Source organism: Amycolatopsis sp. NPDC058986, from assembly GCF_042741125.1.
Lineage (GTDB): Bacteria > Actinomycetota > Actinomycetes > Mycobacteriales > Pseudonocardiaceae > Amycolatopsis.
Genome location: NZ_JBHYJW010000058.1, coordinates 1 through 24,933, shown reverse-complemented (window position 1 = coordinate 24,933; position 24,933 = coordinate 1). Strand labels below are relative to the sequence as shown.

General features: G+C 70.7%; 23 protein-coding genes. 19 read left to right on the top strand and 4 right to left on the bottom strand.

All coding sequences use genetic code 11. The features are described from left to right. Positions 1 to 3: 3 nt before the first annotated feature. The 7 genes from ACFW0G_RS36130 (at position 4) to ACFW0G_RS36100 (ending at position 10,141) form a co-directional block, all read left to right on the top strand. A complete protein-coding gene (locus ACFW0G_RS36130) occupies positions 4 to 5,835 on the top strand; it encodes an SDR family NAD(P)-dependent oxidoreductase (protein ID WP_378329983.1) in 5,832 nt (1,943 codons plus the stop codon). Positions 5,836 to 5,842: 7 nt separating this feature from the next. Continuing rightward, entirely contained in the window at positions 5,843 to 6,313 is a 471-nt protein-coding gene (locus ACFW0G_RS36125; RefSeq protein WP_378329982.1) for an acyl-CoA thioesterase, read from the top strand. Between the two features lie 103 nt (positions 6,314 to 6,416). Then, complete coding sequence (locus tag ACFW0G_RS36120) at positions 6,417 to 6,890, top strand: flavin reductase family protein (RefSeq protein WP_378330021.1); 474 nt, start codon at positions 6,417 to 6,419, stop codon at positions 6,888 to 6,890. Positions 6,891 to 6,904: 14 nt separating this feature from the next. After that, on the top strand, positions 6,905 to 7,981 hold the full coding sequence (locus ACFW0G_RS36115; protein ID WP_378329981.1) for an SDR family NAD(P)-dependent oxidoreductase: 1,077 nt from the start codon (positions 6,905 to 6,907) through the stop codon (positions 7,979 to 7,981). Next, on the top strand, positions 7,978 to 8,151 hold the full coding sequence (locus ACFW0G_RS36110) for a DUF6222 family protein (RefSeq protein WP_378329980.1): 174 nt from the start codon (positions 7,978 to 7,980) through the stop codon (positions 8,149 to 8,151). Before ACFW0G_RS36115 ends, ACFW0G_RS36110 begins: the two co-directional genes overlap by 4 nt. 160 nt (positions 8,152 to 8,311) lie before the next feature. Then, the gene (locus tag ACFW0G_RS36105) at positions 8,312 to 9,895 is read left to right on the top strand and encodes an acyl-CoA carboxylase subunit beta (protein ID WP_378330020.1); all 1,584 of its coding nucleotides are present in this window, start codon (positions 8,312 to 8,314) and stop codon (positions 9,893 to 9,895) included. Further along, positions 9,896 to 10,141 carry an acyl-CoA carboxylase subunit epsilon gene (locus tag ACFW0G_RS36100; protein WP_378329979.1) on the top strand — a complete coding sequence of 82 codons (246 nt, stop codon included), beginning with the start codon at positions 9,896 to 9,898 and terminating at the stop codon, positions 10,139 to 10,141. Positions 10,142 to 10,226: 85 nt separating this feature from the next. On the opposite strand, the gene ACFW0G_RS36095 is transcribed toward ACFW0G_RS36100, so the two are convergent. Next, positions 10,227 to 10,532: a hypothetical protein gene (locus ACFW0G_RS36095; protein WP_378329978.1), complete on the bottom strand. Its 306-nt coding sequence runs from the start codon at positions 10,530 to 10,532 to the stop codon at positions 10,227 to 10,229. Beyond that, on the bottom strand, positions 10,529 to 10,657 hold the full coding sequence (locus ACFW0G_RS36090) for a hypothetical protein (RefSeq protein ID WP_378329977.1): 129 nt from the start codon (positions 10,655 to 10,657) through the stop codon (positions 10,529 to 10,531). Before ACFW0G_RS36090 ends, ACFW0G_RS36095 begins: the two co-directional genes overlap by 4 nt. A gap of 236 nt (positions 10,658 to 10,893) precedes the next feature. Here ACFW0G_RS36090 and ACFW0G_RS36085 point away from each other — a divergent pair, with 236 nt between their 5' ends. The 7 genes from ACFW0G_RS36085 (at position 10,894) to ACFW0G_RS36055 (ending at position 15,759) form a co-directional block, all read left to right on the top strand. Then, positions 10,894 to 11,031, top strand: a complete 138-nt coding sequence (locus ACFW0G_RS36085; RefSeq protein WP_378329976.1) for a hypothetical protein — start codon at positions 10,894 to 10,896, stop codon at positions 11,029 to 11,031. A gap of 234 nt (positions 11,032 to 11,265) precedes the next feature. Next, positions 11,266 to 11,574: a DUF6235 family protein gene (locus ACFW0G_RS36080; protein WP_378329975.1), complete on the top strand. Its 309-nt coding sequence runs from the start codon at positions 11,266 to 11,268 to the stop codon at positions 11,572 to 11,574. A 293-nt stretch (positions 11,575 to 11,867) separates the two neighbouring features. Beyond that, complete coding sequence (locus ACFW0G_RS36075) at positions 11,868 to 12,353, top strand: DUF6423 family protein (RefSeq protein ID WP_378330019.1); 486 nt, start codon at positions 11,868 to 11,870, stop codon at positions 12,351 to 12,353. A 2-nt stretch (positions 12,354 to 12,355) separates the two neighbouring features. Then, on the top strand, positions 12,356 to 13,699 hold the full coding sequence (locus tag ACFW0G_RS36070; protein WP_378329974.1) for a hypothetical protein: 1,344 nt from the start codon (positions 12,356 to 12,358) through the stop codon (positions 13,697 to 13,699). Continuing rightward, complete coding sequence (locus ACFW0G_RS36065) at positions 13,692 to 14,186, top strand: DUF6187 family protein (RefSeq protein ID WP_378329973.1); 495 nt, start codon at positions 13,692 to 13,694, stop codon at positions 14,184 to 14,186. Before ACFW0G_RS36070 ends, ACFW0G_RS36065 begins: the two co-directional genes overlap by 8 nt. Further along, positions 14,158 to 14,703: a carboxymuconolactone decarboxylase family protein gene (locus ACFW0G_RS36060; RefSeq protein WP_378329972.1), complete on the top strand. Its 546-nt coding sequence runs from the start codon at positions 14,158 to 14,160 to the stop codon at positions 14,701 to 14,703. Before ACFW0G_RS36065 ends, ACFW0G_RS36060 begins: the two co-directional genes overlap by 29 nt. Before the next feature lie 666 nt (positions 14,704 to 15,369). Continuing rightward, a complete protein-coding gene (locus tag ACFW0G_RS36055; RefSeq protein WP_378329971.1) occupies positions 15,370 to 15,759 on the top strand; it encodes a VOC family protein in 390 nt (129 codons plus the stop codon). A 57-nt stretch (positions 15,760 to 15,816) separates the two neighbouring features. Here the strand turns inward: ACFW0G_RS36055 and ACFW0G_RS36050 are convergent, their stop codons facing one another. Continuing rightward, the gene (locus ACFW0G_RS36050; RefSeq protein WP_378329970.1) at positions 15,817 to 17,430 is read right to left on the bottom strand and encodes an FAD-dependent monooxygenase; all 1,614 of its coding nucleotides are present in this window, start codon (positions 17,428 to 17,430) and stop codon (positions 15,817 to 15,819) included. 87 nt (positions 17,431 to 17,517) lie between these two features. Here ACFW0G_RS36050 and ACFW0G_RS36045 point away from each other — a divergent pair, with 87 nt between their 5' ends. Then, entirely contained in the window at positions 17,518 to 18,270 is a 753-nt protein-coding gene (locus ACFW0G_RS36045) for a TetR/AcrR family transcriptional regulator (RefSeq protein WP_378329969.1), read from the top strand. Positions 18,271 to 18,360: 90 nt separating this feature from the next. Here ACFW0G_RS36045 and ACFW0G_RS36040 read toward each other — a convergent pair whose 3' ends face one another. Then, complete coding sequence (locus tag ACFW0G_RS36040) at positions 18,361 to 20,652, bottom strand: family 43 glycosylhydrolase (protein WP_378329968.1); 2,292 nt, start codon at positions 20,650 to 20,652, stop codon at positions 18,361 to 18,363. A 294-nt stretch (positions 20,653 to 20,946) separates the two neighbouring features. Between ACFW0G_RS36040 and ACFW0G_RS36035 the strand changes: the two genes are divergently transcribed. From ACFW0G_RS36035 to ACFW0G_RS36020, 4 genes are all read left to right on the top strand, one after another. Then, complete coding sequence (locus ACFW0G_RS36035) at positions 20,947 to 21,114, top strand: hypothetical protein (protein ID WP_378329967.1); 168 nt, start codon at positions 20,947 to 20,949, stop codon at positions 21,112 to 21,114. A gap of 220 nt (positions 21,115 to 21,334) precedes the next feature. Next, on the top strand, positions 21,335 to 23,803 hold the full coding sequence (locus tag ACFW0G_RS36030) for a CHAT domain-containing protein (protein WP_378329966.1): 2,469 nt from the start codon (positions 21,335 to 21,337) through the stop codon (positions 23,801 to 23,803). A 99-nt stretch (positions 23,804 to 23,902) separates the two neighbouring features. Then, positions 23,903 to 24,382, top strand: coding sequence for an SgcJ/EcaC family oxidoreductase (locus ACFW0G_RS36025; RefSeq protein ID WP_378329965.1), 480 nt, complete (start codon positions 23,903 to 23,905; stop codon positions 24,380 to 24,382). Between the two features lie 17 nt (positions 24,383 to 24,399). Further along, positions 24,400 to 24,864, top strand: a complete 465-nt coding sequence (locus ACFW0G_RS36020) for a peroxiredoxin (protein ID WP_378329964.1) — start codon at positions 24,400 to 24,402, stop codon at positions 24,862 to 24,864. Positions 24,865 to 24,933: the final 69 nt, after the last annotated feature.

The window sequence follows — 24,933 nt, the reverse complement described above, 5'->3', positions numbered from 1 at the left end:
GGCATGAGCGTTGAGCGGATTGCGATTGTCGGGATCGGACTGCGGTATCCGGACGCGCGGTCTCTGGCGGAGCTCTGGGAGAACGTGCTGGCCGGGCGCCGGGCGTTCCGGCGCCTGCCCGACGAGCGGATGAACCGCGAGGACTACTACTCACCCGACCCCAAGGCCCCGGACCGGTTCTACGCGCAGAAGGCCGCGGTGCTGCGCGACTTCGAATTCGACCGGGTCCGGTACAAGGTCGCGGGCAGCACTTTCCGCGCCACGGACACCACGCACTGGCTGGCCCTCGACGTCGCGGCGCGGGCACTGGCCGACGCCGGGTTCGCCGAGGGCGAGGGCATGCCGAAGCAGACCACCGGCGTGGTCATCGGCAACAGCCTCACCGGCGAGTTCTCCCGGGCGAACATCATGCGGCTGCGCTGGCCGTACGTGCGCCGCACCGTCGCCGCCGCGCTCGCCGAGCGTGGCTGGGGCGACGACGAGACCGTGACGTTCCTGCGTGATCTGGAAGCGCAGTACAAGGCGCCGTTCCCGGAGATCAACGAGGACACCCTCGCAGGCGGGCTGGCCAACACCATCGCCGGCCGGGTCTGCAACCACTTCGACTTCGCCGGCGGCGGGTACACAGTGGACGGTGCGTGCTCGTCCTCGCTGCTGGCGGTCGTGAACGCCGCGAACGGGCTCGCGCAGGGCGATCTCGACGTCGCCATCGCCGGCGGTGTCGACCTCTCGATCGACCCGTTCGAGGTCATCGGGTTCGCCAAGACCGGTGCGCTGGCCAAGACCGAGATGAAGGTCTACGACGCCGATTCCAACGGGTTCTGGCCCGGTGAGGGCTCCGGCATGCTCGTCCTGATGCGCGAGAGCGACGCCGTCGCGCAGGGCAAGCGCATCTACGCCTCGATCAGCGGCTGGGGTGTTTCCTCCGACGGCAAGGGCGGCATCACCCGGCCGGAGGCGGCCGGGCACCGGCTGGCGATCAGCCGCGCCTACGAGCGCGCCGGGTATGGCGTGGAGACCGTGTCGTACTTCGAGGGCCACGGCACCGGTACCGCGCTGGGCGACGCCACCGAGATCGAGGCGCTGTCCACCGCCCGCCGGGACGCCGACCCGCTCGCCGCGCCCGCCGCGCTGGGCACGATCAAGGGCAACATCGGGCACACCAAGGCCGCGGCCGGGGTTGCCGGGCTGATCAAGGCGACGCTCGCGGTGTACCACCAGGTGATCCCGCCCGGCACTGGGCATTTCCAACCGCACGAGTCGCTGCTCGGCGACTCCGCGCGGATGTACGTCCCCGGTGAGGCCGGGCTGTGGCCACCGGAACAGCCGGTGCGCGCAGGCGTCTCGGCGATGGGCTTCGGCGGGATCAACTCGCACATCGCGGTCGCCGAGGCGCCGGGCGCCGCGCGGCGGCGGGTGCTCGACGAGCGGACCCGCGCGCTGGTCTCCGGACGGCAGGACGCCGAGCTGCTGCTACTCGACGCCGCCGACTTCGACGCGTTGCGGGCGCGGATCACCGAACTGCTCGATTTCGTGCCGAAGTTGTCGATGGCCGAGCTGACCGACCTCGCGGGCGCCCTGCCGACCGAGCTGACCGGCAAGCCCGTCCGCGCCGCGATCGTCGCGAGCACCCCCGAGGACGCCGAGCGCAAGCTGATCCGGCTGGCGGAGCTGGTGTCCGAAGAGGACGGTGAGGTTTTCGCCGTCACCGAAGGGATTTTCGCGGGTTCGCGGACCGGCGCGGCGAGGATCGGCTTCCTCTTCCCCGGACAGGGGTCGGGCAAGGGCGCGGTCGGGGCCCTGCGCCGCCGCTTCGCGGGTGTGGAGGAGATCTACCGGTCCGCGGGCCTGAACGTCGCGGGCGACCAGGCCGCGACCGAGATCGCCCAGCCGAGGATCGTCACCGGGTCGCTGGCGGCGTTGCGTGTTCTGCGGCATCTCGGCATCGAAGCCGACACCGCGGCCGGGCACAGCCTCGGCGAGCTGACCGCCCTGCACTGGGGTGGCGCGCTCGACGAGCACGAGGTGCTGCGGCTGGCCAAGATCCGCGGCAAGGTGATGGCCACGGCGAGCGCGGGCGACGGCGCGATGGCCGGGCTCGCCGCGAGCCCGAGCCGTGCCGAAAAACTCAGCCAGGGCGAGGATGTCGTGATCGCCGGGTACAACGCGCCGGGCCAGACGGTGATTTCCGGCCCAGCCGCCGCTGTGGAGCGGGTCTGCACCCGCGCCCGCGCCGAAGGCGTGACGGCCACCCGGATCAACGTCTCGCACGCGTTCCACTCGCCGTTGGTCGCGCCCGCCGCCGAAGCGATGACCGAGCAGCTCGCCGAATTCGACTTCGCGCGGCTCGACCGGCCCGTGGTCTCCACGGTGACCGGTGACGTGCTGCACGCCGCCGAGAACCTGCGCGAGCTGCTGCGTGACCAGATCGTGCTGCCGGTGCGTTTCCGCGAGGCCGCCGCGAAGGTGGCCGAACGCAGCGACCTGGTGATCGAGGTCGGCCCCGGCCGTGTCCTTTCCGGACTGCTCGAGGAAATCGCTCCCGAAAAGCCCGTTCTTTCGGTCGACACCGACAGCCAGACGCTGGGCGCGGTGCTGCGGGTCGCCGCGGCGGCACACGCGCTGGGCGTCACGATCGACACCGGTGCGTTGTTCGCGGGCCGTGTCGTGCGGCCGCTGCCGATCGACGGCGAGTTCAGCTTCCTGGCCAGCCCGTGCGAGGCGGCTCCGGCGATCGACGCCGAGCTGGCCCGCGAACTGGCCGCCGAGCGCGAGCAGCAGGCCGCCGCGGCCGAGGGCGTCGCGGCCGAGAGCAGTGGGAGCACGACTCTCGACCTGCTGCGGAAGCTGGCCGCCGAGCGCGTCGAGCTGCCGCTGGAGACCGTCACCGCGGACACCCATCCGCTCGACGACCTGCACCTGTCCTCGATCACCGTGGGGCAGCTGGTCAACGACGTCACCCGGGCACTGGGCCGTCCCGCGCTGGAGGGCATGCCGAACTTCGCGACGGTGTGCCTCGGCGACCTCGCCGAGATGATCGACGAGCTGGCGCAGACCGCCAAGCTCGAAGACGCCAACAGCGCGGCCGAAGTTCCCGGTGTCGGCCCGTGGGTCCGGCCGTTCTCGGTCGACTACGTGCCCGCGCTGCGGCCGAATCCCGATCTCACCCCGGGATTCGCGGCCGCCGACTGGCAGGTCTTCTCGACCCCGGGCCACTCGCTGGCCGAGCCGCTGCGCGCGGCACTGGCCGGTGCCGGTCTCGGCGACGGTGTCCTGCTGTGCCTGCCGGCGGACTGCGACGCGTCGAACGTCGGCCTGTTCCTCGACGCGGGCCGCGCGGTCATGGCCGCGCCGAACGGCACGCGGTTCGTCGTGGTGCAGCACGGACTCGGCGCGTCCGGGCTCGCGAAGACGCTGCGGCTCGAAGACCCGTCGGCCCGCACCACGATCGTCGACCTCGCCGAGCCCTCGCCGGCCGACCCGGCCGGCATCGACGAGGCGGTGCAGACCGTGCTGCTGGAGGTCGCCGCGACCGACGACTTCACCGAGGCCCGGTACGACGAGCAGTGGACGCGCACGGTGCCGAAACTCGGCGCCCTGCCGCCCGCGCCGGTCGGCCCGATCCCGGAGCCGCTCGACGCGACCGACGTCCTGCTCGTCACCGGCGGCGGCAAGGGCATCACCGCCGAAAGCGCGCTGGCACTGGCCAAGGACTCCGGCGCGAAACTGGCTCTGCTGGGCCGCAGCGACCCCGCCGAGGACACCGAACTGGCGGAGAACCTGCAGCGGATGGCTTCGGCGGGCATCACCTACCGGTACGAACGCGCCGACGTCACCTCGGCCGAGCAGGTGGCCGCCGCGGTCGCCGCCGTGCAGGCGGACCTGGGCCCGGTCACCGCGGTCCTGCACGGAGCGGGACGCAACGAGCCCGCCGCGTTGTTCAGCCTGACCGAGGAGAGCTTCCGCACGACGCTCGCCCCGAAGATCGGCGGCCTGCGGGCGGTGCTCGACGCGGTCGATCAGGACCGCGTCAAGCTGCTCGTCACCTTCGGCAGCATCATCGGCCGCGCCGGTCTCCGCGGCGAGGCGCACTATGCCACCGCGAACGACTGGATGACCGAGCTGACCGTCCGATTCGGACAGACACATCCGAAGGCGCGGGCGATCGCGCTGGAGTGGTCGGTCTGGTCCGGCACCGGTATGGGCGAGAAGCTCGGCGTGGTCAGCGCTCTCATGCGCGACGGCATCACGCCGATCCCGACCGAGGAGGGCATCGCGATCCTGCGTCAGGTGCTCGGCGATCCCGGCGCGCCTTCGGTGCTGGTGGTCTGCGGCCGCACCGCGGGACTGCCGACGCTGCCGGTGGAGAGCGAGGAACTGCCGCTCACCCGGTTCGTCGACCGCGCCGTCGTGCACTACCCGGGCATCGAGCTGATCACCGAAGCGGACCTGTCCGCGGGCAGCGATCCTTATCTGGCCGATCATCTGCTCGACGGGGACCTGCTGTTCCCGGCCGTGCTGGGCATGGAGGCGATGACCCAGGTCGCGTCCGCGACCCTGCGCGGCAGCCAGGTCACGCCGGTGCTGGAGGACGTCGAGTTCCTGCGGCCGATCATCGTGTCGCCCGCCGGCACCACCACGATCCGGCTGGCCGCGCTCGCGGTCGACGCCGAGACGGTCGACGTCGTGCTGCGCAGCGGCGAGACCGGGTTCAGCGCCGATCACTTCCGGGCCCGGCTGCGGTTCTGCCGCCCGGACGAACTCGGCGAGCGCGTCCCGCGTGACGTCGCGTTGCCGCCGGTCCCGGTGGACCCGGTGACCGAGCTGTACGGCTCGGTCCTGTTCCAGGGCAAGCGGTTCCAGCGGGTGCTGGGCTACCGGCGGGCGAGCGCGCGGCACGCGGTGGCGGAGATCGCGACCGGTTCGGACGTCTCATGGTTCGCACCTTTCCTTCCACAGCAACGACTCCTGGCCGACCCTGGCACGAGGGACGCGATGATGCACGCGATCCAGTGCTGCATCCCCGACGCGACGTTGCTGCCGCAGGGGATCGAAAAGCTCCACCTGGCCGAGCCAGGCGCACAGGATCTCGAATACGTACTGCTCGACGCCCGCGAACGCGAGCAGGACGGCGACAGCTACGTCTACGACCTCGACGTCCGCAATCCCGACGGGACGCTCGTCGAGCGCTGGGAAGGATTGAAGCTGCGGGCGGTCCGCAAACGGGACGGCGCGGGGCCGTGGGTCCCGTCGATGCTCGGGTCCTATGTGGAGCGTGCGGCCGAGCGGATGCTCGGCGGCAGCCGGTCGGTGGTGCTCGAACCGGACCCGGTGGGCATCGAGGTCGCCACGATCGCGCAGCGGCGGGCGCAGACCGCGCTGGCCGCGGGCCGCGCGTTCGACCGGCTGGTCGAGGTGCGCTACCGCCCGGACGGGAAGCCGGAAACCGACGGTGCCGAGGTGACCGCGTCGCACACGTCCCGGCTCACCCTGGTGGTCGCCGGGAGTGGGCAGGTCGCCTGCGACATCGAGACCGCTGTCGAACGCACCGAAGAGGACTGGGCGGGCCTGCTCGGCGAGGAACTGCTCGCCGTCGGGCAGCTGCTCGCGGCGGACGCGGGCGAGCCGGCCACGGTGGCGAACACCCGGGTCTGGAGCGCGCTGGAATGCGTGCGCAAGACCGGCGACATGACCCAGGCGCTGACCGTGCGCCGGGTCGAGGCCGACGGCTGGGCGCTGCTGGCGTCCGGGCAGTTCCGCATCGCCACCTGGGCCACCACGATCAACGACCGGACGGACCCCGTGGTCTTCGCGGTCCTCCAGGGTGAGGAGTGAACGGGCAATGGCCGACTACTACGAGATCCGCCACACGGTCGGTTTCGAGGAGACCAACCTGGTGGGCAACGTCTACTACGTCAACTACGTCCGCTGGCAGGGCCGCTGCCGCGAGATGTTCCTGAAGGAGAAGGCGCCCGCGGTGCTCGAAGAGGTCCGCCAAGACCTGAAGCTGTTCACGCTCAAGGTCGAATGCGAATTCTTCGCCGAGATCACCGCGTTCGACGAGCTGTCCATCCGGCTGCGCCTGGAAGAGCTGACCCAGACGCAGATCCAGTTCACCTTCGACTACGTGCACCTGACCGACGAGGGTGAGCGGCTGGTGGCGAGGGGACGGCAGCGGATCGCGTGCATGCGCGGGCCCAACACGAACACCGTGCCCTCGCGGGTTCCCGAACAGCTGCGTGCGGCGCTCGCCCCGTACGCCACCGGGTCCGTGCGGGGGCTGGGCGGTCCGGCCGATGGCAAGGGGGAGTGACGTGATCGACTCCGGCGACGACTTCGACCGTCCCGCGCTGAACCGGTTCGTGCCGTCCCAGCCGCGCCGGCGGCTGTCCGAGCAGGCCGGGCTGCGCGAGGTGATGGGGCGGTTCGCCACCGGCATCACGGTGCTCACCGCGGGCGGCGAGCGCGGCCACGGGATGACCGCGAACGCGTTCACCTCGGTCTCCCTCGAACCGCCGATGGTGCTGTGCTGTGTCGCGCGGGCCGCGCGGATGCACCAGGCGATCGTGGCCGCGGGCTCGTACGGCGTGTCGGTGCTCGGCGGCGAACAGCGCGAGCTGGCCCGGTACTTCGCCGACTGGCGGCGTCCCGCGGGCATGGCGCAGTTCGAGCGGGTCGACTGGTCGCCGGGACCGAGGACCGGCGCGCCCCTGCTGACCGGCGCGCTGGCCTGGGTCGAATGCGAGCTGGCCGAGATCCACGAAGGGGGCGATCACTCGATCTTCGTCGGCAAGGTGCTCGCCTCCAGCCGCAGTACAAGTGCCGAAGCGCTCGTCTTCTACAACGGCGGCTACCACCGCGTCGACGGCCGCGTCCGGGCCTCGGCCTGAACCGGGAGCGGACGATGGACATCAGCGTCACCGGCGGCACCGGTTTCCTGGGCGCCCACTCGGCCGCCGAGCTGCTGCGGCGGGGACACCGGGTCCGCGTGCTCGCGCGTGACCCGGACCGGCTGCGGCCCGCGCTGGAGCCGTTCGCCGTCGATTCCGGTCGTGTCGAGGTTGTCGCGGGTGACGTCCTCGACGAGAGCGCGGTGGCGCGGCTCGTGCGGGGCGCGGACGCGGTGCTGCACGCCGCGTCCGTGTATTCCTTCGACAGCAGGCGTCGCGCGGAAATGAGGCGCACCAACGAACGCGGCACCGAAGTCGTGCTCGACGCCGCTCGTGCCGCCGGTGCCGGACGGATCGTGCACGTCTCGACCGTCGGGGCGTTGTTCCCGTCGGAGACCGCCACGATCGGCCCGGAGTCACCGGTCGCCGCGCCGCGTGAGACGTACCTCGCGACCAAGGCGGCGGCCGACCGCGTCGCGCGGCGGCACGCGGCCGAGGGCGCCCCGGTCGTCATCAGCTACCCGTCCGCGCTGATCGGGCCGGACGATCCGTACGTCGGTGACCAGAACGCCCGGCTGCGCAACGTCCTGCGCGGCCTGATGCCGTTCTGGCCGTCGGGCGGGCTGCCGATCGGGGACGTCCGCGACACCGCCGTGCTGCACGCGAACCTGCTCACCGGGACGGAGCCCGGCGCGCGGGTTTTCGGGCCGGGGCACTGGGTTCCGACGCCGCGTTATCTCAGCGTGCTGCGTGAGGTCACGGGTCGGGCGCTGCCCGCGCTGTTCCTGCCGCCGCGTGCGATGGTTCCGGTGGGGAGATTCGCCGACCTCGCGCAACGGGTGTGGCCGTGGACCATTCCGGCCGAGTACGGCGCCATCCATGTGTGCGCCGTCGCGGTGCCGGTGGACGGCGATCCGGTCGTCACCGGCGGCGTCGTGGCCCGCTCGTTGTCCCGGACCGCAGGGGACACGGTCGCCTGGTTGCACCGGCGGGGGCTGCTGACCGACCGGCAGGCGGGCGCGGCGGCAGGACGGAAAGCGGACGGACCGGTGACCGCCGGTTCGACAGGAACGGAAGAGGTGTTGTCATGACGACGAACGAGGCCAGGGACACGGGGGTGGCGGCGCCGGAGCAGACGGCCGTGCTCGTCCCGATGCCCCGGCTCGGCCGCGGTATCCGGTGGAGCGACATCCTGGCCGAAATCGAACGCGACAACCGGGCCAGGTCCGGCGGAGACGAGCGAGTCCGGGACGCGGCGTGAGTGACGCTCGTGAGCTAAGCGAGGCGATCGCGTGAGTAGCGGCGGTGAAGCGGGAGCCAGGGCCACCGGCGACGACGTCGTGGTGACCGGCGGCTCCGGCTCCCGCCGCGGTCACCGCAGGCTGCCGCGCCCCGGCGGCGGGGACGCCCACGTCATCCCGCTGGCGCGGGGTACCGAACCGGTGCACCCGCCCGCCCCGGACATGCCGATGGTGCGAGCGCAGCGGGAAGAGCTTCGCGCGCACATCGTCGAAGGCCGGTTCGAGGGCGTCCGGCGCCAGCACTCGCTCGGCAAGCTCACCGCGCGGGAACGGATCGAGCTGCTGCTCGACGCCGATTCGTTCACCGAGATCGAGCTGTACCGGCGGCACCAGGCGAGCGGGCTGGGGCTGGCGGAGAACCGGCCCTACACCGACGGCGTGATCGCGGGCTCCGGCACGATCGACGGCCGCCGGGTGTTCGTGTACGCCCAGGACTTCACGGTGTTCGGCGGTTCGCTCGGCGAGGCGCACGCGGCGAAGATCCAGAAGGTGCTGGACCTGGCGATCAGCACGGGATCGCCGGTCATCGGGCTCAACGACAGCGGCGGCGCGCGGATCCAGGAAGGCGTGTTGTCGCTCAACGGTTACGGCGGCATCTTCCGCCGTCAGGTCGAGGCTTCCGGTGTCGTCCCGCAGATCAGCGTCGTGCTCGGCCCGTGCGCGGGTGGCGCCGCGTATTCGCCGGCGCTGGCGGACTTCACGTTCATGGTCCGCGACACCGCAAGGATGTACCTGACCGGTCCCGATGTCGTCGAAGCCGTCAGCGGGCACCGCGTCAGCCACGAAGAGCTCGGTGGCGCGGACGTGCACGGCACGTATTCGGGCGTGGCGACCGTGGTGCACGACGACGAGGAGAGCTGCCTCGAAGACGTCCGCTACCTGATTTCCTTGCTGCCAGCGAACTATCTCGACCCGGCGCCGGACGCCGGGGCCCGTGGCGCGCATCGCGACCGGCGTCCCCGGCTCGCCGAAATCGTCCCGGTGGAACCGAACCGGCCCTACGACATGCGCGAGGTGTTCGCCGAGATCGCCGACGACGGCGAGTTCTTCGAACTGCACGAGGGCTGGGCCCGCAACGTGCTGTGCGCGCTGGCCCGCGTCGACGGGGCGGTGGTCGGGCTGGTGGGGAATCAGCCGATGGTGTTCGCCGGTGTGCTGGACGGTCCCGCCTCGCAGAAGGCCGCGCGCTTCGTGCGATTCTGCGACGCCTTCGGCATTCCGCTGGTGACGCTGGTCGACGTGCCCGGCTTCCTGCCCGGCGTCGAACAGGAACGCTCCGGCATTATCCGCCAGGGCGCCCAGCTGCTGCACGCCTACTGCGAGGCGACGGTGCCGCGGATCCAGGTGATCCTGCGCAAAGCTTACGGCGGGGCGTACATCGTGATGGACTCCCGCTCGATCGGCTGCGACCTTTCCCTGGCGTGGCCGACGAACCAGATCGCCGTCATGGGCGCGGAGGGCGCGGTGAACGTGCTGTTCCGCCGCGACCTCGCGGCCGCGAAGGACCCGGACGCGTTGCGGGGCAAGCTCGTCGCGGAGTACACCGAGGAGTTCATGAACGCCCAGTACGCGGCCGAACGCGGTTTGGTGGACGACATCATCGATCCGGCGGACACCCGCGCGGCGCTGGCCCGCGGGCTGGCGATGGTGCGGGACAAGCGCAAAGCCGCGCCGTCACGCAAACACGGCAACCTGCCGATCTGAGTGTTCTGGGAGTCCACAGTGGATTATTCCGTGCTGCGCGTGGTGCGAGGTGTGCCGGACGAGGTGGAGCTGGCGGCGCTGATCTCCGTGCTCGCCGGTCTCTCCACGATGGGTGCTGCCTGCGTTGCTCGGGGTGCTCGGGGTGCCGGGGAGGGGCGGCGGGTCTGGGCGCATCCTGCTTGGCGGCCCGGCACTCCGCCGCGTGCCAACCGTGGCGCGTGGCGCGTCTCTTTGTTGCCGAGGTAGTTTCCCGGGCCTGCCGAACGCTGTGAAGGGGTCCTTCACGGCATCAAAGTCCACAAAGGACACAGGCGCGGAGCGCGGAGGTGGCTCAGGCGGCGCGGACCCGGCGCAGCCGGTCGGCGATGCGCCGCTCCCGGCGGCTCGCGTAGATGCTGTGGCCGGGATGTACTGCGGTGTACCGGATCTCGCCGTCGGTGAAACTCTGCAGCTCGGTCCGTTCACCGGGCGAGAACGGCACGCCGCACACCGCGCACGTCCGCTGGTGCGCCGCCGCGCTGAGCGGGGTTCCGGTCCGCTGCCGGGGTACCCGCCAGTCCGGGACGACCCTGGGCCGCCGCGGCTTCCGCGGCTCGGCCAGGCCGTCCGCCGGGTCGTGCCGCGGCAGCAGGCTCACCGGTCCAACCGCCTGACTTCGGCGACCCGCGGCTCCGGCGGGAGTTCGTACCAGATCGGCGCCGACAGGTCGATGTCGGTGTCGTCGTCGGCGAAGATTTCGTACGGGTCAAGGCGTTCGGTCATGGTGTACTCCGTGGCGTGAGAGCCGGCCGGTGAGGCCGGCCACCGGCCCGCGAAGTGGTGGTCGCGGGCGTTTCCGTTGTCCCTTCAGGATCGCCGCCACCCTCCCCCTGCCGACCACTCTCAGCTTGCGCAGCACATCCCCGCCGCATCGGGCAAGTGCGTTTTCCACTGGTTCCCCATTAACTCTCCATCGGCGGAGCGCACACTTCTCCCATGTCCGAAGTGGAGGCCGCATCATGACAGCACAGCTGGACCTGTACGAGGTCGACCCGTTCGAAGAGGACATCGAGCTGCTCGGCACGCCCGTCCCGGCCGAGGAGCCCGTGGCCGTACGCGAGTATCTCGCCGAACACATCGTGCTCGGCTACAACTGAGCACTTCCGGTACGCGAGGTGCCCGCACCGCTACCGAAAAGCAAGGTCGAAGATGACCTCCGCCACGGCCGGGTTCGATACTGGAAACCGACTGTCCGGCCGGAGGTGTCACCTGATCCCGCCGGCGGGCGCCGGGCGGACGGGACGAGTCCGGGTCGCGACGGTCCTGCGGGACGTCGCGCCACCACCAGGCCGGCACCTCGCCGGCGACTGCTGAGTTGAGGAGGCCGGCGGATGGCTATGCGCCTCCAGCTCACTTCGGGGATCGAAATCCTCGAGGAATGGGCCCAGGCCGCCAGCCAGGCCGACCGCAACGTGATCTACGAGGCGCTGTTCTCGATCGCGGACGGTTCGGCCTTCCTGGTTTACGACATTTTCGGCGACGGCCGGAACCCGCACAATTTCGTGATCGTCGTGAAAAGAAACCTTGTCATCAAATTCAATATGCGACGCAGTGAATCCTCTTTCGAGCTGATTTACGTCGGTGACCTCCAGGACGGCGTGATCGCGGCGGCCTGGGAGCAGGAGTACGACGAGACCTGATCATGGGAGCCGGGACCGGGGCGGACTCCGCCCCGTACCGCCGAACGGACCAATCGCTCGCCGCCGTTCCGCCGAATTCCGCGAGTGCCGTGTGGTTTGCCGGTTAACCTGATTCACGCGCCGTCGAGGTCGTGCATATCTCATCTTGACACCCCAATGGGCTTGTGAAACTCTTTCCCTGCTTGATGCGCAACTTTCTGCTCCGGGGGCAAGCGAGGAGGCACAATAAAATGTCGTCACCGGAATTCGCTGGATTGGATGTCTCGACCCGGGTCCGCGCGCGTGACATTCAAATGGCGGGAGTCGCCGACGTCCGCCGCCGGGTGCTGATGATCTCGGGTGCCATCGACACCACCGACCACGACGTGTCGGTCAGCGTCAACCTCCCCGAACCGGGCCGGTGGCAGGTGATCAAGTCGGAGACGAACCTGACCGACAAGACCTGGGTCGCGATGCAGGTCGTCACCGACGAGGACTCCACCTTCGTCAACGATCCCGACACCCTCGTGCTTTCCCGCCAGTTCTCGAAGTCCTTCATGACCCCGGACCAGCGGCGCCTGACGTTCTACGACGGCGAGGTGCGCCCCGGCGAAGCGGTCCTCAAGGTGTACACGCTCGAAGCGGGCGGCCGGAAGCCCACCTACGCCTACTCCCGGTACAGTCCTATCGCGACCGACACCGCCGAGCAGTCCCGGCAGACGCTCGAAGAGCTCGTCACCAACGGGATGCGACAGCGGCCGGTGATCGAGCTGATCGTTCCCGTCACCGTCATCGGCTGAGCATGATCACCTTCGTCCCCGAGCCGCGACTGCTGGATTCGCCGCGCGGGCGGGAGTGGCCGGTGCTGCCGGGAGAAACGGGCGCACCGGCCGGAAACCCACCGCACACCGCGGACGTCGTCGTGGTGGGGGCCGGCCCCGCCGGGCTCGCGGTGGCTTCCGCCCTGTGGCACCACGGAATCCACGACGTCGTGCTGGCCGACCGTTTCGGGCGGCCGTGCCGCCGGTTCTTCGGCCGGGTCGACCGGCTGGGGCAGCGGGTGCTGCGCTCGCCCTACGAACACCACCCCGGCGTCGAGGGCTACCGCGACTGCGAGCTGCTCGACTTCGCGCGGCTCCACTGGGGACTGCTCACCCCGGTGGAACGGCGGGAGATCCGCATGGCGCAGGCCGGGCATCGCTCGGTCGTGCCCGTCGACGTCTTCGACGCCTACTGCCGGCACCTGGCGGCCGGCCACCACGTCACCGAGAAGACCTGGCGGGGCGTGGTGCGGGAGATCCTGCCGACCGCCGACGCGGTCACCGTGCGCGCGGACCGGTTCGGCGTGACCGCGCGCTGTGTGGTCCTGTGTCTCGGCGAGGAACGCAAGGAGGCCCCGGAGCACTGGTGGGGCGGCGGGTTCCCGCCCCCGTCGGTGAGCTACTGGGACCAGAAGCTGCCCGCCTACGGCGAACGGCTCGTCGTCGCCGGCGCCGGGCTCACCGCGGCGCACCTGATCGGCAACGCGCTCGCCGCGGGCAAGCGGGTGCACTGGGTGGTCCGGGAACCGGGAGAGCGTTATCAGTGCGCCGACGTCAACTCCACGTTCTTCCGGCCAGAGGGCAGGGCCCGGTTCGACGGGGTGAGCTGGGACGACCGCCTCGATCTCATGAGCCGTTACCGGCGCGCGTCGATCATGTTCGAGTTCCGCCCGGCGCTGGAACGCGCGGAAGCCGAGGGACGCCTCGTCGTCCATCGCGGCGAGACGATCACGAAAGTGGCGCCCGGCGTGGGCGGCACGGCCGTGCTGCGCCTCGAGAGCGGCGGCAGGGTCACCGGCGACCACGTCGTGCTGGCGCTCGGCACCACCCCGTCGATCGGCACCGGGCTGCTGCCCGGCGAACTGGTCGGCGAGCGCGACGGCTGGCCGGAGCTCGACGGGCGGACGATGGCCTACGCACGCGCCCCCCGCGTGTTCGTGGTGGGCGCGGCGGCGGGCATGGTCCTCGGCCCGGCCGCCCGCAACATCGACGGGCACCGCGTCGCGACGGCACGGGTCGCCGCCGCGGTCGCCGAAAGCGTGCGCCGCGAGGCCCGCCGCACGGAATCCGTCCCCGCAAAGGAAAAGGCCGTCGCCCGTGGCTGATGCGACAGCACCCGATCCCGCCGCGTACGACACGCGGTTCTCGCTGCCCTCGATCGACGATCCGGCCTCGACCGAGATCGGGGTGATCCTGATGGGCTTGGCCGCCGAACGGCTGCTGGCCGGTGTCGGCCTCGCCTGCCTCGCCGACGACCCGGCGCTCGTGACGCTCGCGGTGGACCAGGCCCACCACGGCGCACTGGACCGGCTCGGCACCGCCGCGCTGGTCGAAGCGGGGCGGACCCGCTGGCGCTCGGTACGCCCGGCTATCGAGGCGGGACCCGAGGTGACCGCGGCCGGTTCGCTGCGCCAGGAATGGGACCGGACCACCGAACGGGTCACCGCCGCCGTCCCCGGCCTCGGCCCCGCCTCGGCCGCCTACCTGACCGCCTGCTGGCTGCGCCGCGCCGACGTCGACCGGCTCGCCGTCGGGCGGCCCGAACCCGAGGGAGCCGTCCCCGATGTCCTATCTGAGGTCCTTGCCGACTGAAACGACCCTGCTGGACGTGTTCCGTGCCTACCCGGCGTCCGCGCGGCCGTTGCTGGATTTCCACGAGCTGGTCATGCGCGCGCCGTCGAAGTTCAGCGCGGGCGAGCGGGAACTGATCGCCGCCTATGTTTCCGGGGTGAACGGCTGTGGTTACTGCCACGGCGTGCACACGGTCACCGCCGAAGCCTTCGGCGTCCCCGAAGGACTGCTGACGGCCGCGCTCGCCGATCTCGCCGGCGCACCGGTCGACGAGCGGCTCAAGCCGGTGCTCTCCTATGTCGGCAAGCTCACCAGGACCCCCGCCGAGATCACCGACGCCGACGCCGAAGCGGTCTTCGCCGCGGGCTGGGACGAGCAGGCGCTGCACGACGCCGTGCTCGTGTGCGCGCTGTTCAACTTCATGAACCGCATGGTCGAAGGGCTCGGCATCGAGGCGGACACGGCGTACGCGAAGACCTCAGGGACCCGGCTGCGCGACGGCGGCTACTCGGGCCTGGCCACCCTGCTCGACACCTGACTCCTTTGTGGACCCCCATCTTCCCGAGGCGTCCCGTCCTTCGTGCAACCACTGCTGACAAAGCCCCCAATGAGGTTTTCTCGCTAAGGGTTCTGGGGCCGTATGTGTGTTGCCGGTTGTGTTGTAGGACGCCTGGGGTGCGACAAGGGCGTCCCTGGGACTTCCCTGGGACTTTCCTGCGCTCGCCGACTCCGTTCGCCTGATGTCGCGAACGCTCCGTTGCCGACGATGAGCGTCCCGAACGGAGCGTTCGCGACACGCGCCCCGAACCCCACCGCATGCCGTGAAGGCCTCCTTGCCGGCGCTCAGCGCCGCGAAGGACCCCTTCACCACACCACCAAGCCCCCGGGAAAGCACCCACCAGCAAAACCGCACCCCCGCACCTACCGAGAAAACCCCAATGTGGCATTGGGTGCTCCACCCTTGCCCCCGCCACCACCCTCAACGGAGACGCTCCGCGTCCAGCCTTGATTCCACGCACCGAACGCCACAGTGGGGCGCATGACCGCGGCAAGCGGGCGGTGGCGGAGTGAGCCGGAGGAGACGCCGGGAGGCCGGTCACAACGGACTTGCGACGGCCGGGCGGTTCGTGATCTGATCGGAGCAGCGTCGCGTGCCGGTGGCGGACAGCGTCAGGCATGGAGGCGTCGGTTCGAAGGGTCATTCATGACCACGTTGTTCAATCACACCATCGTCGCCGCGCGCGACAAACGGGAATCCGCTTCCTTTTTCACCGAGATGTTCGGCCTGCCCGAGGCGGAGGAGGGCGGCCCCTTCCTCACCGTCCGGCTGGACGGCGGCGTGCTGTTCCAGTTCGCCGAGCCGGGCGTGGAATTCCCGCCGCAGCACTACGCGTTCCTCGTGACGGAGCCGGACTTCGACGAGATCTACGCGCGGATCCAGGCCAGGGGACTCGACCACTGGGCGGATCCGCGGGGTGAGCGGCCAGGGGAGTACAACACCAACCACGGCGGTCGTGGCGTGTACTTCGCCGACCCGTCCGGCCACTACCTGGAGGCCATCACCCAGCCCTACGGCGCGGACGTGGCGAGCTGACCGCGAGGTCCCGGGCCACCCCCTCGGTGACCCGGGACCTCCTGCGCCCCAGGGGTTTCAGCGCCCGAGGACCTGGGAGAGCGCTTTCCTCAGCACCCCGGCCGGGTGTTCCGGGCACGTGGGCGAGTGCCACGCCACCACGGCATCCGGGCGGACCAGGACCGCGCCGGTGCCGGTGAGTTCCGCGGCGGTGAGCCAGCCGCCTTCGTCGTCGGAGAGATCAGTGACGTCGGTGCCGATCCGGTACACCTCCACGGCGACCCCGGATTCCGCGGCGACCTCGGCTGTGGCCCGTTGCCACGCCTCGCCGTCCGGACCGGTCAACAGCGTGAAGCCGGGGCCCACGAGGTCCAAAGTGGACACCCGGTCGCCGTCGCGGCCGAGCCAGACGTGCGGGATCCGGGTGCCCGGTCGCGCGCCGGGCGCGTATCGGTCTTCCGGGGAGGGGCCGCGGTCGTCGGGGACGAACGCACCCTCGGGGTACTGGACGCCGAACATCGCGGCGCCGATGTCGGCGCGCTGGGCGCCCCCGCCGGTGATCGTCTTGAGCATGGTGCCGAGATGGCCGCTGACTTGACTGGAGAACGCGGCGGTGGCGTAGCCGATCGGGTAGCGCTCGGCGTGATAGCTGTCGAGCAGCGCGCGTGACGCGTTCCCGTCGAGCACCGCGGCGAGTTTCCAGGCGAGGTTGGCGACGTCGGCGATCGCGGTGTTGGCCCCGGCCGCGGCCATCGGCGGCATCGCGTGCGCCGCGTCGCCGGCGAGAAACACTCGCCCTTCGGCGAACCGCTCGGCCACGTACATCCCGGACTCCCACGGCATCTTCGACAGGATCTCGACGTCCACATCGGACACTCCGAGCACCTCCCGCAGCAGGTGTGCCCATTCTTCGTCGTCGAGGTCGCGGGCGCGCCGGTCGCCGACGGCGAAGTCGGCGGTGGAGAACAGCCAGACGTCCGTGCCGTTGACGGAGACGAACGCCCCGGACGCGGCCGGGTTCTCGATCCGGCACAGGTTGAATTCCTTGCCACGCACCAGTTCGGCGAGATCGGCGCGGAAGCACACGTCGAGGTTGTCGGCGAGATGCCCGGCGCCGTCGCGCGGGATGCCGAGAGACTCGCGGATCGGGCTGCGGGCCCCGTCGGCGGCGATCAGGTAGTCGGCGACGACGGTGTAGGGCTCGCCATCCGCGGGGCGCAGTTCGGCGAGTACGCCGTCGGCGTCCTGCTTGAACGTCACCAGTTCCGTGCCGAACCGCAACCGCGCGCCGCGGGCTTCGGCTGCCCGGCGCAGTACCGGTTCGAGCACGTCCTGCGGGCACAACACGCTCGGCGCCGGGCTGAGTCGCCCGAGTTCGGTGTGCTGGGCCGCGACCGCGCTCAGCTGAGGTGTCATTTCGGGCCAGGTCGCTTCCGCCAGCGTCGGCCCGGTCAGCATCCCGGTGAACTTCGCGAGCGGGGCGCCGGCCTCGGCGACCTCCTCGCTCAGTCCGAGCGCGCGGAAGACTTCGTTGCTGCGCGGGTTGAACCGCCGTGCCTTCGGCTGCGGTGAGGTGCCCGCGTGCTTTTCCACGAGCACCGCGCCGACGCCGTGCTGCTGCAGCAGCAACGCCGCCGTCAGCCCGGCCACGCCGCCACCGACGATCAGGACGGGTACGTATTCCTCGGTCATCGTCATTCCCCAGATTCGTGTACGTCGTACATTCCATGTACGTTGTACACGACGTGTACTCTGTACGCAAACCGTGGGAGGTAGTGAGTGGGTGGCTCGAAGGAGCGGGGTTCGTCGAAGGTCCCGCCACCGATCTGGCTGCTGCCGGAGCCTCCGGAACGGAAGTGGGGGCTCGGCCGCGGCGAGATCGTGCGCGCGGCGGTGGCCATCGCGGACGCGGGCGGCGCCGAGGCGCTGACCATGCGTGCCGTCGCGGCGAAGCTCGGGTCGAGCACCCCGATGTCGCTCTACCGGTACGTGCACAGCAAGGAGGGCCTCGTCGACCTCATGCTGGACGCGGCGGGCGCGGAGGTGACGACGCCGGCGCATCCCGGCGAGGACTGGCGGGCCGACCTGACGCTGGTCGCGACGGAGTACTGGGCGATGGCGAAGCGGCATCCGTGGTTCGCCGAGCTGGTGCACAGCCGACCGCCCGCCGGGCCGAACGCCTCACGGGTCAAGGAGTTCATGCTCGCGACGTTCGACCGGCTCGGGCAGGACCTCGGTACCGGGCTGGGTTACCAGCGGCTGATCGAGGGCTATGTGCTCGGGGTGGCGCTCCAGCGAGCCGAAGAGGTGAAGATGTGGCGCCACAACGACTTCTCCTCCCCTGAGCAGGTACGGGAGATGGCTCGTGACTGGTGGGGGGACGGCTCCGGCGAAGGCCCGTACCCGCTGCTGGGCCGGTTCATGCGGGGCTTCCTGCGTGACGAGGACCCGGAGGTGATCGGCCCCGGTGAGGACGCGCAGTTCCGGCTCGGCCTGGACTGCCTGCTCGACGGGATCGCCGCCCGGCTCTGACCGCGCGCACCGAGGGACGCCCTTGTCGCACTCAACGCACCCAGGGCGTCCCTCGGGCCTGCCCGCGACAGGCCGTTCGCGACGTCCCGCTCAACCCCGGTAGACGCGGAAGTAGTGGAACACCGCGGTGGCGGGCGGGGTGTCGCCGCCATGGGCGATCAGCCCGATCCGCGGCGTGGTGCTCGCGGGGAACGTCCAGGTGCCGCCCCATTCCCAGTGGTATCCGTCGAGGCTCGCGCCCGCGCGGAACCGGTGCTCACCGGTACGGTAATCGACGCTGTGCGCGAGCCGGAGCCACGTGGTCGTGGCCGGTGCGGTGAGCGCCATCCCGCCGAAGACGGTCCGGCCCGCGTAGGGGAGTTCGCGACCGTACTCGATCTGCCGGGTGTTCCAGATCGCGACGTGGCTCAGCCGCGCGAAGTCGTCGTCGCTGACGTAGGCGATCAGGCCTGCCTGCTCGAAATTGCGCACGATGCCGACACCGACATCGAGGTCGAATTCGGTCTCGACCACGTAGTCGCCGTTGGGCGCGTCACGCAGCAGGACGCTCGCGTCGTTGCCGGTGCCGACCAGCTCCGCGGCCTGTGTCGGCCAACGCAGCGCCCCCGATTCGACCGTGGCCGAGGGATCGGGCCGTACCCAAGTCCACTGTGGACCCAGTGATCCGGCGAAATCGTCCGAAAAGGACGGATCGAACCAGCCTGCCCGTGGTTCGGGCGCCACCTGCCGTGCGGGGCGGGACGCCGGAGCGGCCGAGACGTTGTCCACTTCGGCCGGTCCCGAGGCGAGAACGGTCAGCCCGCCGTCATCGGGCCACCACGGCAAGTCGCGTTCCTGCTCGGCAACGGGATTGCCGGGACGCCCTTCCGTCACGGCCACCCGGAGGACCTGGCCGACGATCCGGACGGTGAGTGTATGCCAAGTCCCGTAACGGAAACCCGGAGGAAGCGGGGTGCGCAGCATACTGTGTCCATCGTGGACGGTGACGTCGGTGATGAGCGCGGCGGCGGACTCGTCGAGTGTCACGGACACCTGGTCGCCCTGGCTGCGCACGCGTAGCGCGACCCCGGCCGCGCCGCCACCGGTGACGCGGAGGTCGAGGCCGATCTGCGCGTCGGCGGGGATCCGTTTCGTGGACGGCAGCCGGCCGGGTCCCTCGCCGGTGTGGCGCAGCAGGCCGCCGGAGTCCGGATCCGCGTGCGGCACGACGGTCCAGTCCGGCGCCGGGCCCCGCCATCCCGGGCCGAGCCGGGAGCGTTCGAACCGGTCGTCGACGACGCCGGTCGTGACCGGCGCGGGCTGCTCGCCGTCCGAGGCCCCGGCACCGCCGCGGACCATCGGCCAGCCGTCGATCCAGTCCAGCCGGTCGAGCAGCATCGGCCGCCGGTTGATCCCGTACGGTTCGTCGAGGTAGGGCTTGTCGCGCGGGATGGCGTGATAGAGCAGCCAATCCTGGCCGGCCGCGTCGCTGACGACCGCGTTGTGCCCGGTCCCGGCCCAGCGGTTCCCGTTCGGCTGCAACACGGGTGTCCCGCCGACCCGGGAATCGAGCAGCGAGCGGCCGGCGCGGTCGACGAACGGCCCCGCCGGATTCGCCGAGCGACCGGCGAAAACGCTGTAGCCCGTGGCCGGTCCCGCGCAGCAGTTCGCGGCCGAGGCGAACAGGAAGTACCAGCCCTCGTGCCGGACGACGTAACTCGCCTCGTAGCGGTCGGCGATCGCGACCTGGATCGCGTCACCGGTGACCCGCAGCCCGTCGGAGGACAGCGGGACGACGAAGAGGCCGCCGACGTACGAGCCGAAGTAGAGCCAGCGCCGTCCCTCGGCGTCGGTGAGCATGGCCGGGTCGTACGTCCACTGGTACCCGCCGCCCGCCGCGGGACGGGGCGCGACGACGGGGCCGCCGCTGTCGGTCCACGGCCCGGCCGGCGTCGGTGCCGTCGCTACGCCGATGGCCGGGTCCGAGCCGGGATTCGCGGTGGTGTCGGTGACCGTGAAGTAGAGGAGGTAGCGGCCGTCGGCGTAGCGGATTTCCGGTGCCCACAGCCCGGCGCCCGGCGCTGCCCACCCCGGCCGGTTGGCCGGGGTGAACACGTCGGCGACGTAGACCCAGCGCACCAGGTCGGCGGAGCGGAGGATCGGGATGCCGTGGTGGAACCGCTCGCCTTCGTGCAGCGGATCGGCCGTGCCGTAGGCGTACCAGAATCCGTCCTCGCCGCGCAGCACCGCCGGGTCGGCGAAGGTGTCGGCCGCCGGGCTGGAGATCGGATTGGTGAACGTCTGGCGCCGGGCGCTCTCGGCGCTGGAAATTCCGGGGATTCCGGCGAAGACGAGCACGATCGCGAGGACGAAAGTGGCGGCGCTGCGCAGAAGTCCGGTCATCGCACTCCCCCTGGTGGAGGGGAAGACTCCCATGCGTGACCGGCCGATCACGACCGCCGGGTGCCGTATTCGATCTCGGCGAAAGGGGTAACGCTCCGCCGCCTATTGCACGCTGAGAAATTCACCACGGATTGTTCAAATGCGCTACTGATCACTGCTCCGCTATGTCACTATTACTCCGTTCGCGGGTTGAGGGACCCGGTGAACGGCAACTGGGGGTCACCTGGGGTTCGTACGATCGGTGGGCCGAGTTGCCCGTATGTACCAGGCAGATCAGCAGGGGAGGCTATCGCAATGTCCACACCTACGGACGTCACCGACACCACGATCGACGACGAACTCGAGCCGCTCGACCCGTCGGCTCCGCCGACCGAGCCGAGGCCGGAGGACGAGCCGCACGAGCACACCGATGACTGCGGTGGCGGCTGCGGCCAGCACGTCCCGGAATCGCAGCAGCACTGAGTCGGTGGCCCGCCCCGGTTTGCGCCGTGGGCGGGCCATCAACCACTACGTTCTGTACTCTAATGACGTTGTGTGCGTTACTGGACTGACTCAGGCCGAGACCATCGACAAAGCTCGCCTTCTGCACCGCAGAGGTGTTGAGGTGGGGTGCGCCGGCCGGCAGCGCGAGAGCGTCCGGCTGATGCGTCGCGGGCTGGCATTGCTGGATGGAATTCGACCGGTGGACCGGGCGAACGAGCAGGACTGGCTTACCGTTCGGATACGGCTTTCCTGTTTGCTGGCACTGCACTCCACCGAGGTGACCGGAGCGGTCGCGGACGGTCTGGCGAAGTTCGACGAGGTGCGTGAACTCGTCGCCTCGATCAGCAGTCCCGTTTCGAGGGCGGAACTGCACGGGGTGGTCGACCACAATCATGGCACCCTGCTCATGGCCGTCGGGCGCAACGACGAGGCCACCGCGTACTTCGATTCCTCCATCGCCCACAAACGCGATCAACTGTCGCGGGTCGCCGATCAGGCCGCGCTCATGGGCCCGTATATCGGCACCCTCGCCACTCGCGCGATGGCGTGCACTCGCCTCGGCGAACTCGGCCGGGCGCGGGCCGACCTCGTCGAAGCCATCGAACTCGCGGAGAAACACGATCGGGGGACCGACGCGGCCGATGTGCGGCGGACGCTCGGCGGGCTGGAGCTGCGGGTCGGCGACGTCCCGGCGGCGCTGCGCCACTACAACGAAAGCGAGCGCGGCTATCAGGAGCTGGGTGCCGAGATCCCGGCCCGGCTGCGGATCGAGCAGGCGCAGGCGCTGCTGGCGGCCGGGCTCGCGGACGAGGCGGGCAGGCATCTCGACGAGGTGCTCCCGATCATGCGGGAACAACGCAGTGTCAACCGGGACCTCTCCGACGTCGAGCAGTACCGGGCCGCCGCCGCGCTGATGAACGGGGACCTGGAGCTGGCCAAGACGCTGGCCGCGTCCGCGCGGCGGCGGATGGTGCGGTGGGGCTGCCAGACCTGCGTCGCCAACACGACGCTCATCGGGTTCCACGCCGAGTTGCGGGAAGCGCTCGCGACGTCGGAGTTTCCCGCCGGGCTGCCGAGCCGGATGCTGCGGGCCGCCGACGCGATGCCGGTGCCACGGCTGGCCGAGCAGGCCGCCGTCGCGCGGATGCTCGCCGCGCGCCTGGAAATCGCCCGCCGCAGGCTCGCGAAGGCGGACGAGCTGGTGGCCCGGATCCCGCGGCCGGGCAAGCTCACCTCGATCGACTACCAGCTGCTGCGCAGGCTGTGCCGCGCCGAACTCGCCGTCGCGCGCGGGGAACGCGGCAAGGCACTGGCCGAGATCCGGGCCGGGCTCGCCGAACTCGACCGCGTCCGCGATCGGATGGGTGCCGGGCTCGAGCTGGTCTCCGGAGTCGCCGTGCACGGCAGGGAGCTGGCGGAACTCGCGATCCGGCTGGTGCTGGCCGACGGGAACGCCCGCAAGCTGTTCGACTGGCTGGAACGCACGCGCGCGCAGACCTACCGCTACGAGCGGCTCGCGCGGGTCGACGATCCCGAGCTGGCGGAGCGGATCGCCGAGGTCCGCGGCCTCGAACAGGCCATCCACCAGGCACAGCACGACGGGCACCCGGTCGCGGCGCTGCGCGCCCGGCATGCCGAGCGGTTGCGGGAGGCACACCGGCTGGGCTGGCACAGCAGCCGATGGGGCGCGCCACGGCCGGTGGTGACCGCGAGCGGTGTCGCCGGGCAGCTGGGGGACCGGGTGCTGGTGAGCTTCGCGACCTCCGGGGGCGAGGTCGTCGCTGTCGTGCTCGGCAGGGGCCGGTGCGAGCTGGTGCGGCTCGGCCCGGCGGGCACGGCCGCGGAAAACGCGCGCATGCTCCACACCGACCTCGACGTCCTCGCGCCGGACAACCTGCCGGCCGCGCTCGCCGACACGGTCCGGGCCTCCGCCCGCAAACGGGCCGACCTGCTCGACACCCAGCTGCTGCGGCCGCTCGCCGGGCTGCTCGGCGACGGCGAGGTCGTCGTGGTGCCGACCGGCGCGTTGTACGCCGTGCCGTGGGGTGTGCTGCCGAGCCTGCGTGGCCGTCCGGTCGCTGTCGCGCCTTCGGCGACCGCGTGGCTCGCCTCGGCGAAGGTGCCCGTCACGGGCGCCGCCGACGTCGTGCTCGTGTGCGGCCCGAACGTGCCCGGCGCGCTCGGCGAGGTCGGCAAGCTCGCGGTGCGCTTCCGCACGGCCAGCGTGCTCGACGGCGATCGCGCGACGGTCGCGTCCGTGCTGAGCGAACTCGACGGTGCCGCTCTCGCGCACATCGCGGCGCACGGCTCGCACGAGCCGGAGAACGCGTTGTTCTCCCGGCTCGAAATGACCGACGGTTCGCTGTACGCGCACGAGATGACCGGGCTGGGCCGTCCGCCGCGGCAGGTCGTGTTCGCGGCGTGCGACCTCGCGCTGAACCGGATCCGCCCTGGCGACGAACCGCTCGGCTTCGCGAGCGTCCTGCTCGCCGGCGGCTCCCGCACGGTGCTGGCCCCGGTGTGCCGGGTGGGCGACGAGGCCGCCGCGTCGACTATGGACGACTACCACCGCACCCTCGCCGCGGGTGCGAGCCCCGCCGCGGCGCTCGCCGAGGCGATCGCCGCCGACCCGTTCCGCCGCCCGTTCGTCTGCCTCGGCGCCGGGTGACGTCTGGCCTTCTGCGCAAGGGAGAGGAGTTCCCGGCGCGCGTGGTGCGGGATGGTTGTCTCGACCTATCGGCGCGCGACGAACAGGGAGAACAACAGCATGGCTGCAACGACCACGCCGTGGGGTGACGCGTCGGCCATCCTCGCCGCCGCGGGGATCGAAGAGGACACCTCGTACTACCGCGAATTCACCGGCGAGGACGAAAAGGCCGTGCTCACGGTCGCGATGCGGATCCAGGAGGGCTGGGAACGCAACGACGCCGACTACTTCGCCGACACCTTCGCCGACAACGGCAGCCTGCTGATGAAGGACGATCAGCTGACCAGCCGTGAGGAGATCCGCGAATACATGAAGGCGGGCTTCGAAGCGCAGTTCCGCGGTGCGCGGGTGCGCGGGTGGCCGCTTTCGGTCAGGTTCCTCAGCGACGACACGGCGATGGTGATCAGCCAGGGTGGCATCCTGCTGGCGGGCGAGACGGAGACCGCGCCCGAGCGGCAGGTCCGGGTCACCTGGGTGATCGTCAAGGAGAGCGGCGGGCTGAAGCTGCTTTCCCACCAGACCAGCCCCATCAAGGGATGACGGAAGGGTATCGGCTCATGGCGGTGGAAGCAGGTTCGGCGGCGCCGGACTTCGCCCTGAATGACCACAACCGGGAGCAGGTCACGCTGAGCGCCCTGTGGCGGGAGAAGAACGTGCTGCTCGTGTTCTTCCCGTTCGCGTTCAGCCAGATCTGCCAAGGCGAGATGTGCCAGGTCCGTGACGAACTCGCCGGGTACGGCGACGAGGACGTCCAGGTGGTCGGCGTCTCCGTCGACACCCCGTTCAGCCTGAAGGTCTGGGCGGAGCAGCAGGGTTTTTCCTTCCCGCTGCTGTCCGACTTCTGGCCGCACGGTGCGGTCGCCAAGGCCTACGGCGTTTTCAACGACGTCGGCGGCATGGCCAATCGCGGCACCTTTCTCATCGACACCAAGGGAATCGTCCGGTTCGCCGAGATCGTCTCGCCACGCGAGGCCCGCGACCAGGCCGAGTGGAAGAAGGCGGTCGCCGCCCTGCGCGGCTGACCCTCCGCGTTTGTGGATCGATGGTCCGTGAAGGCCTCCTTCACAGCGTTGAGCGCTGTGAAGGAGGCC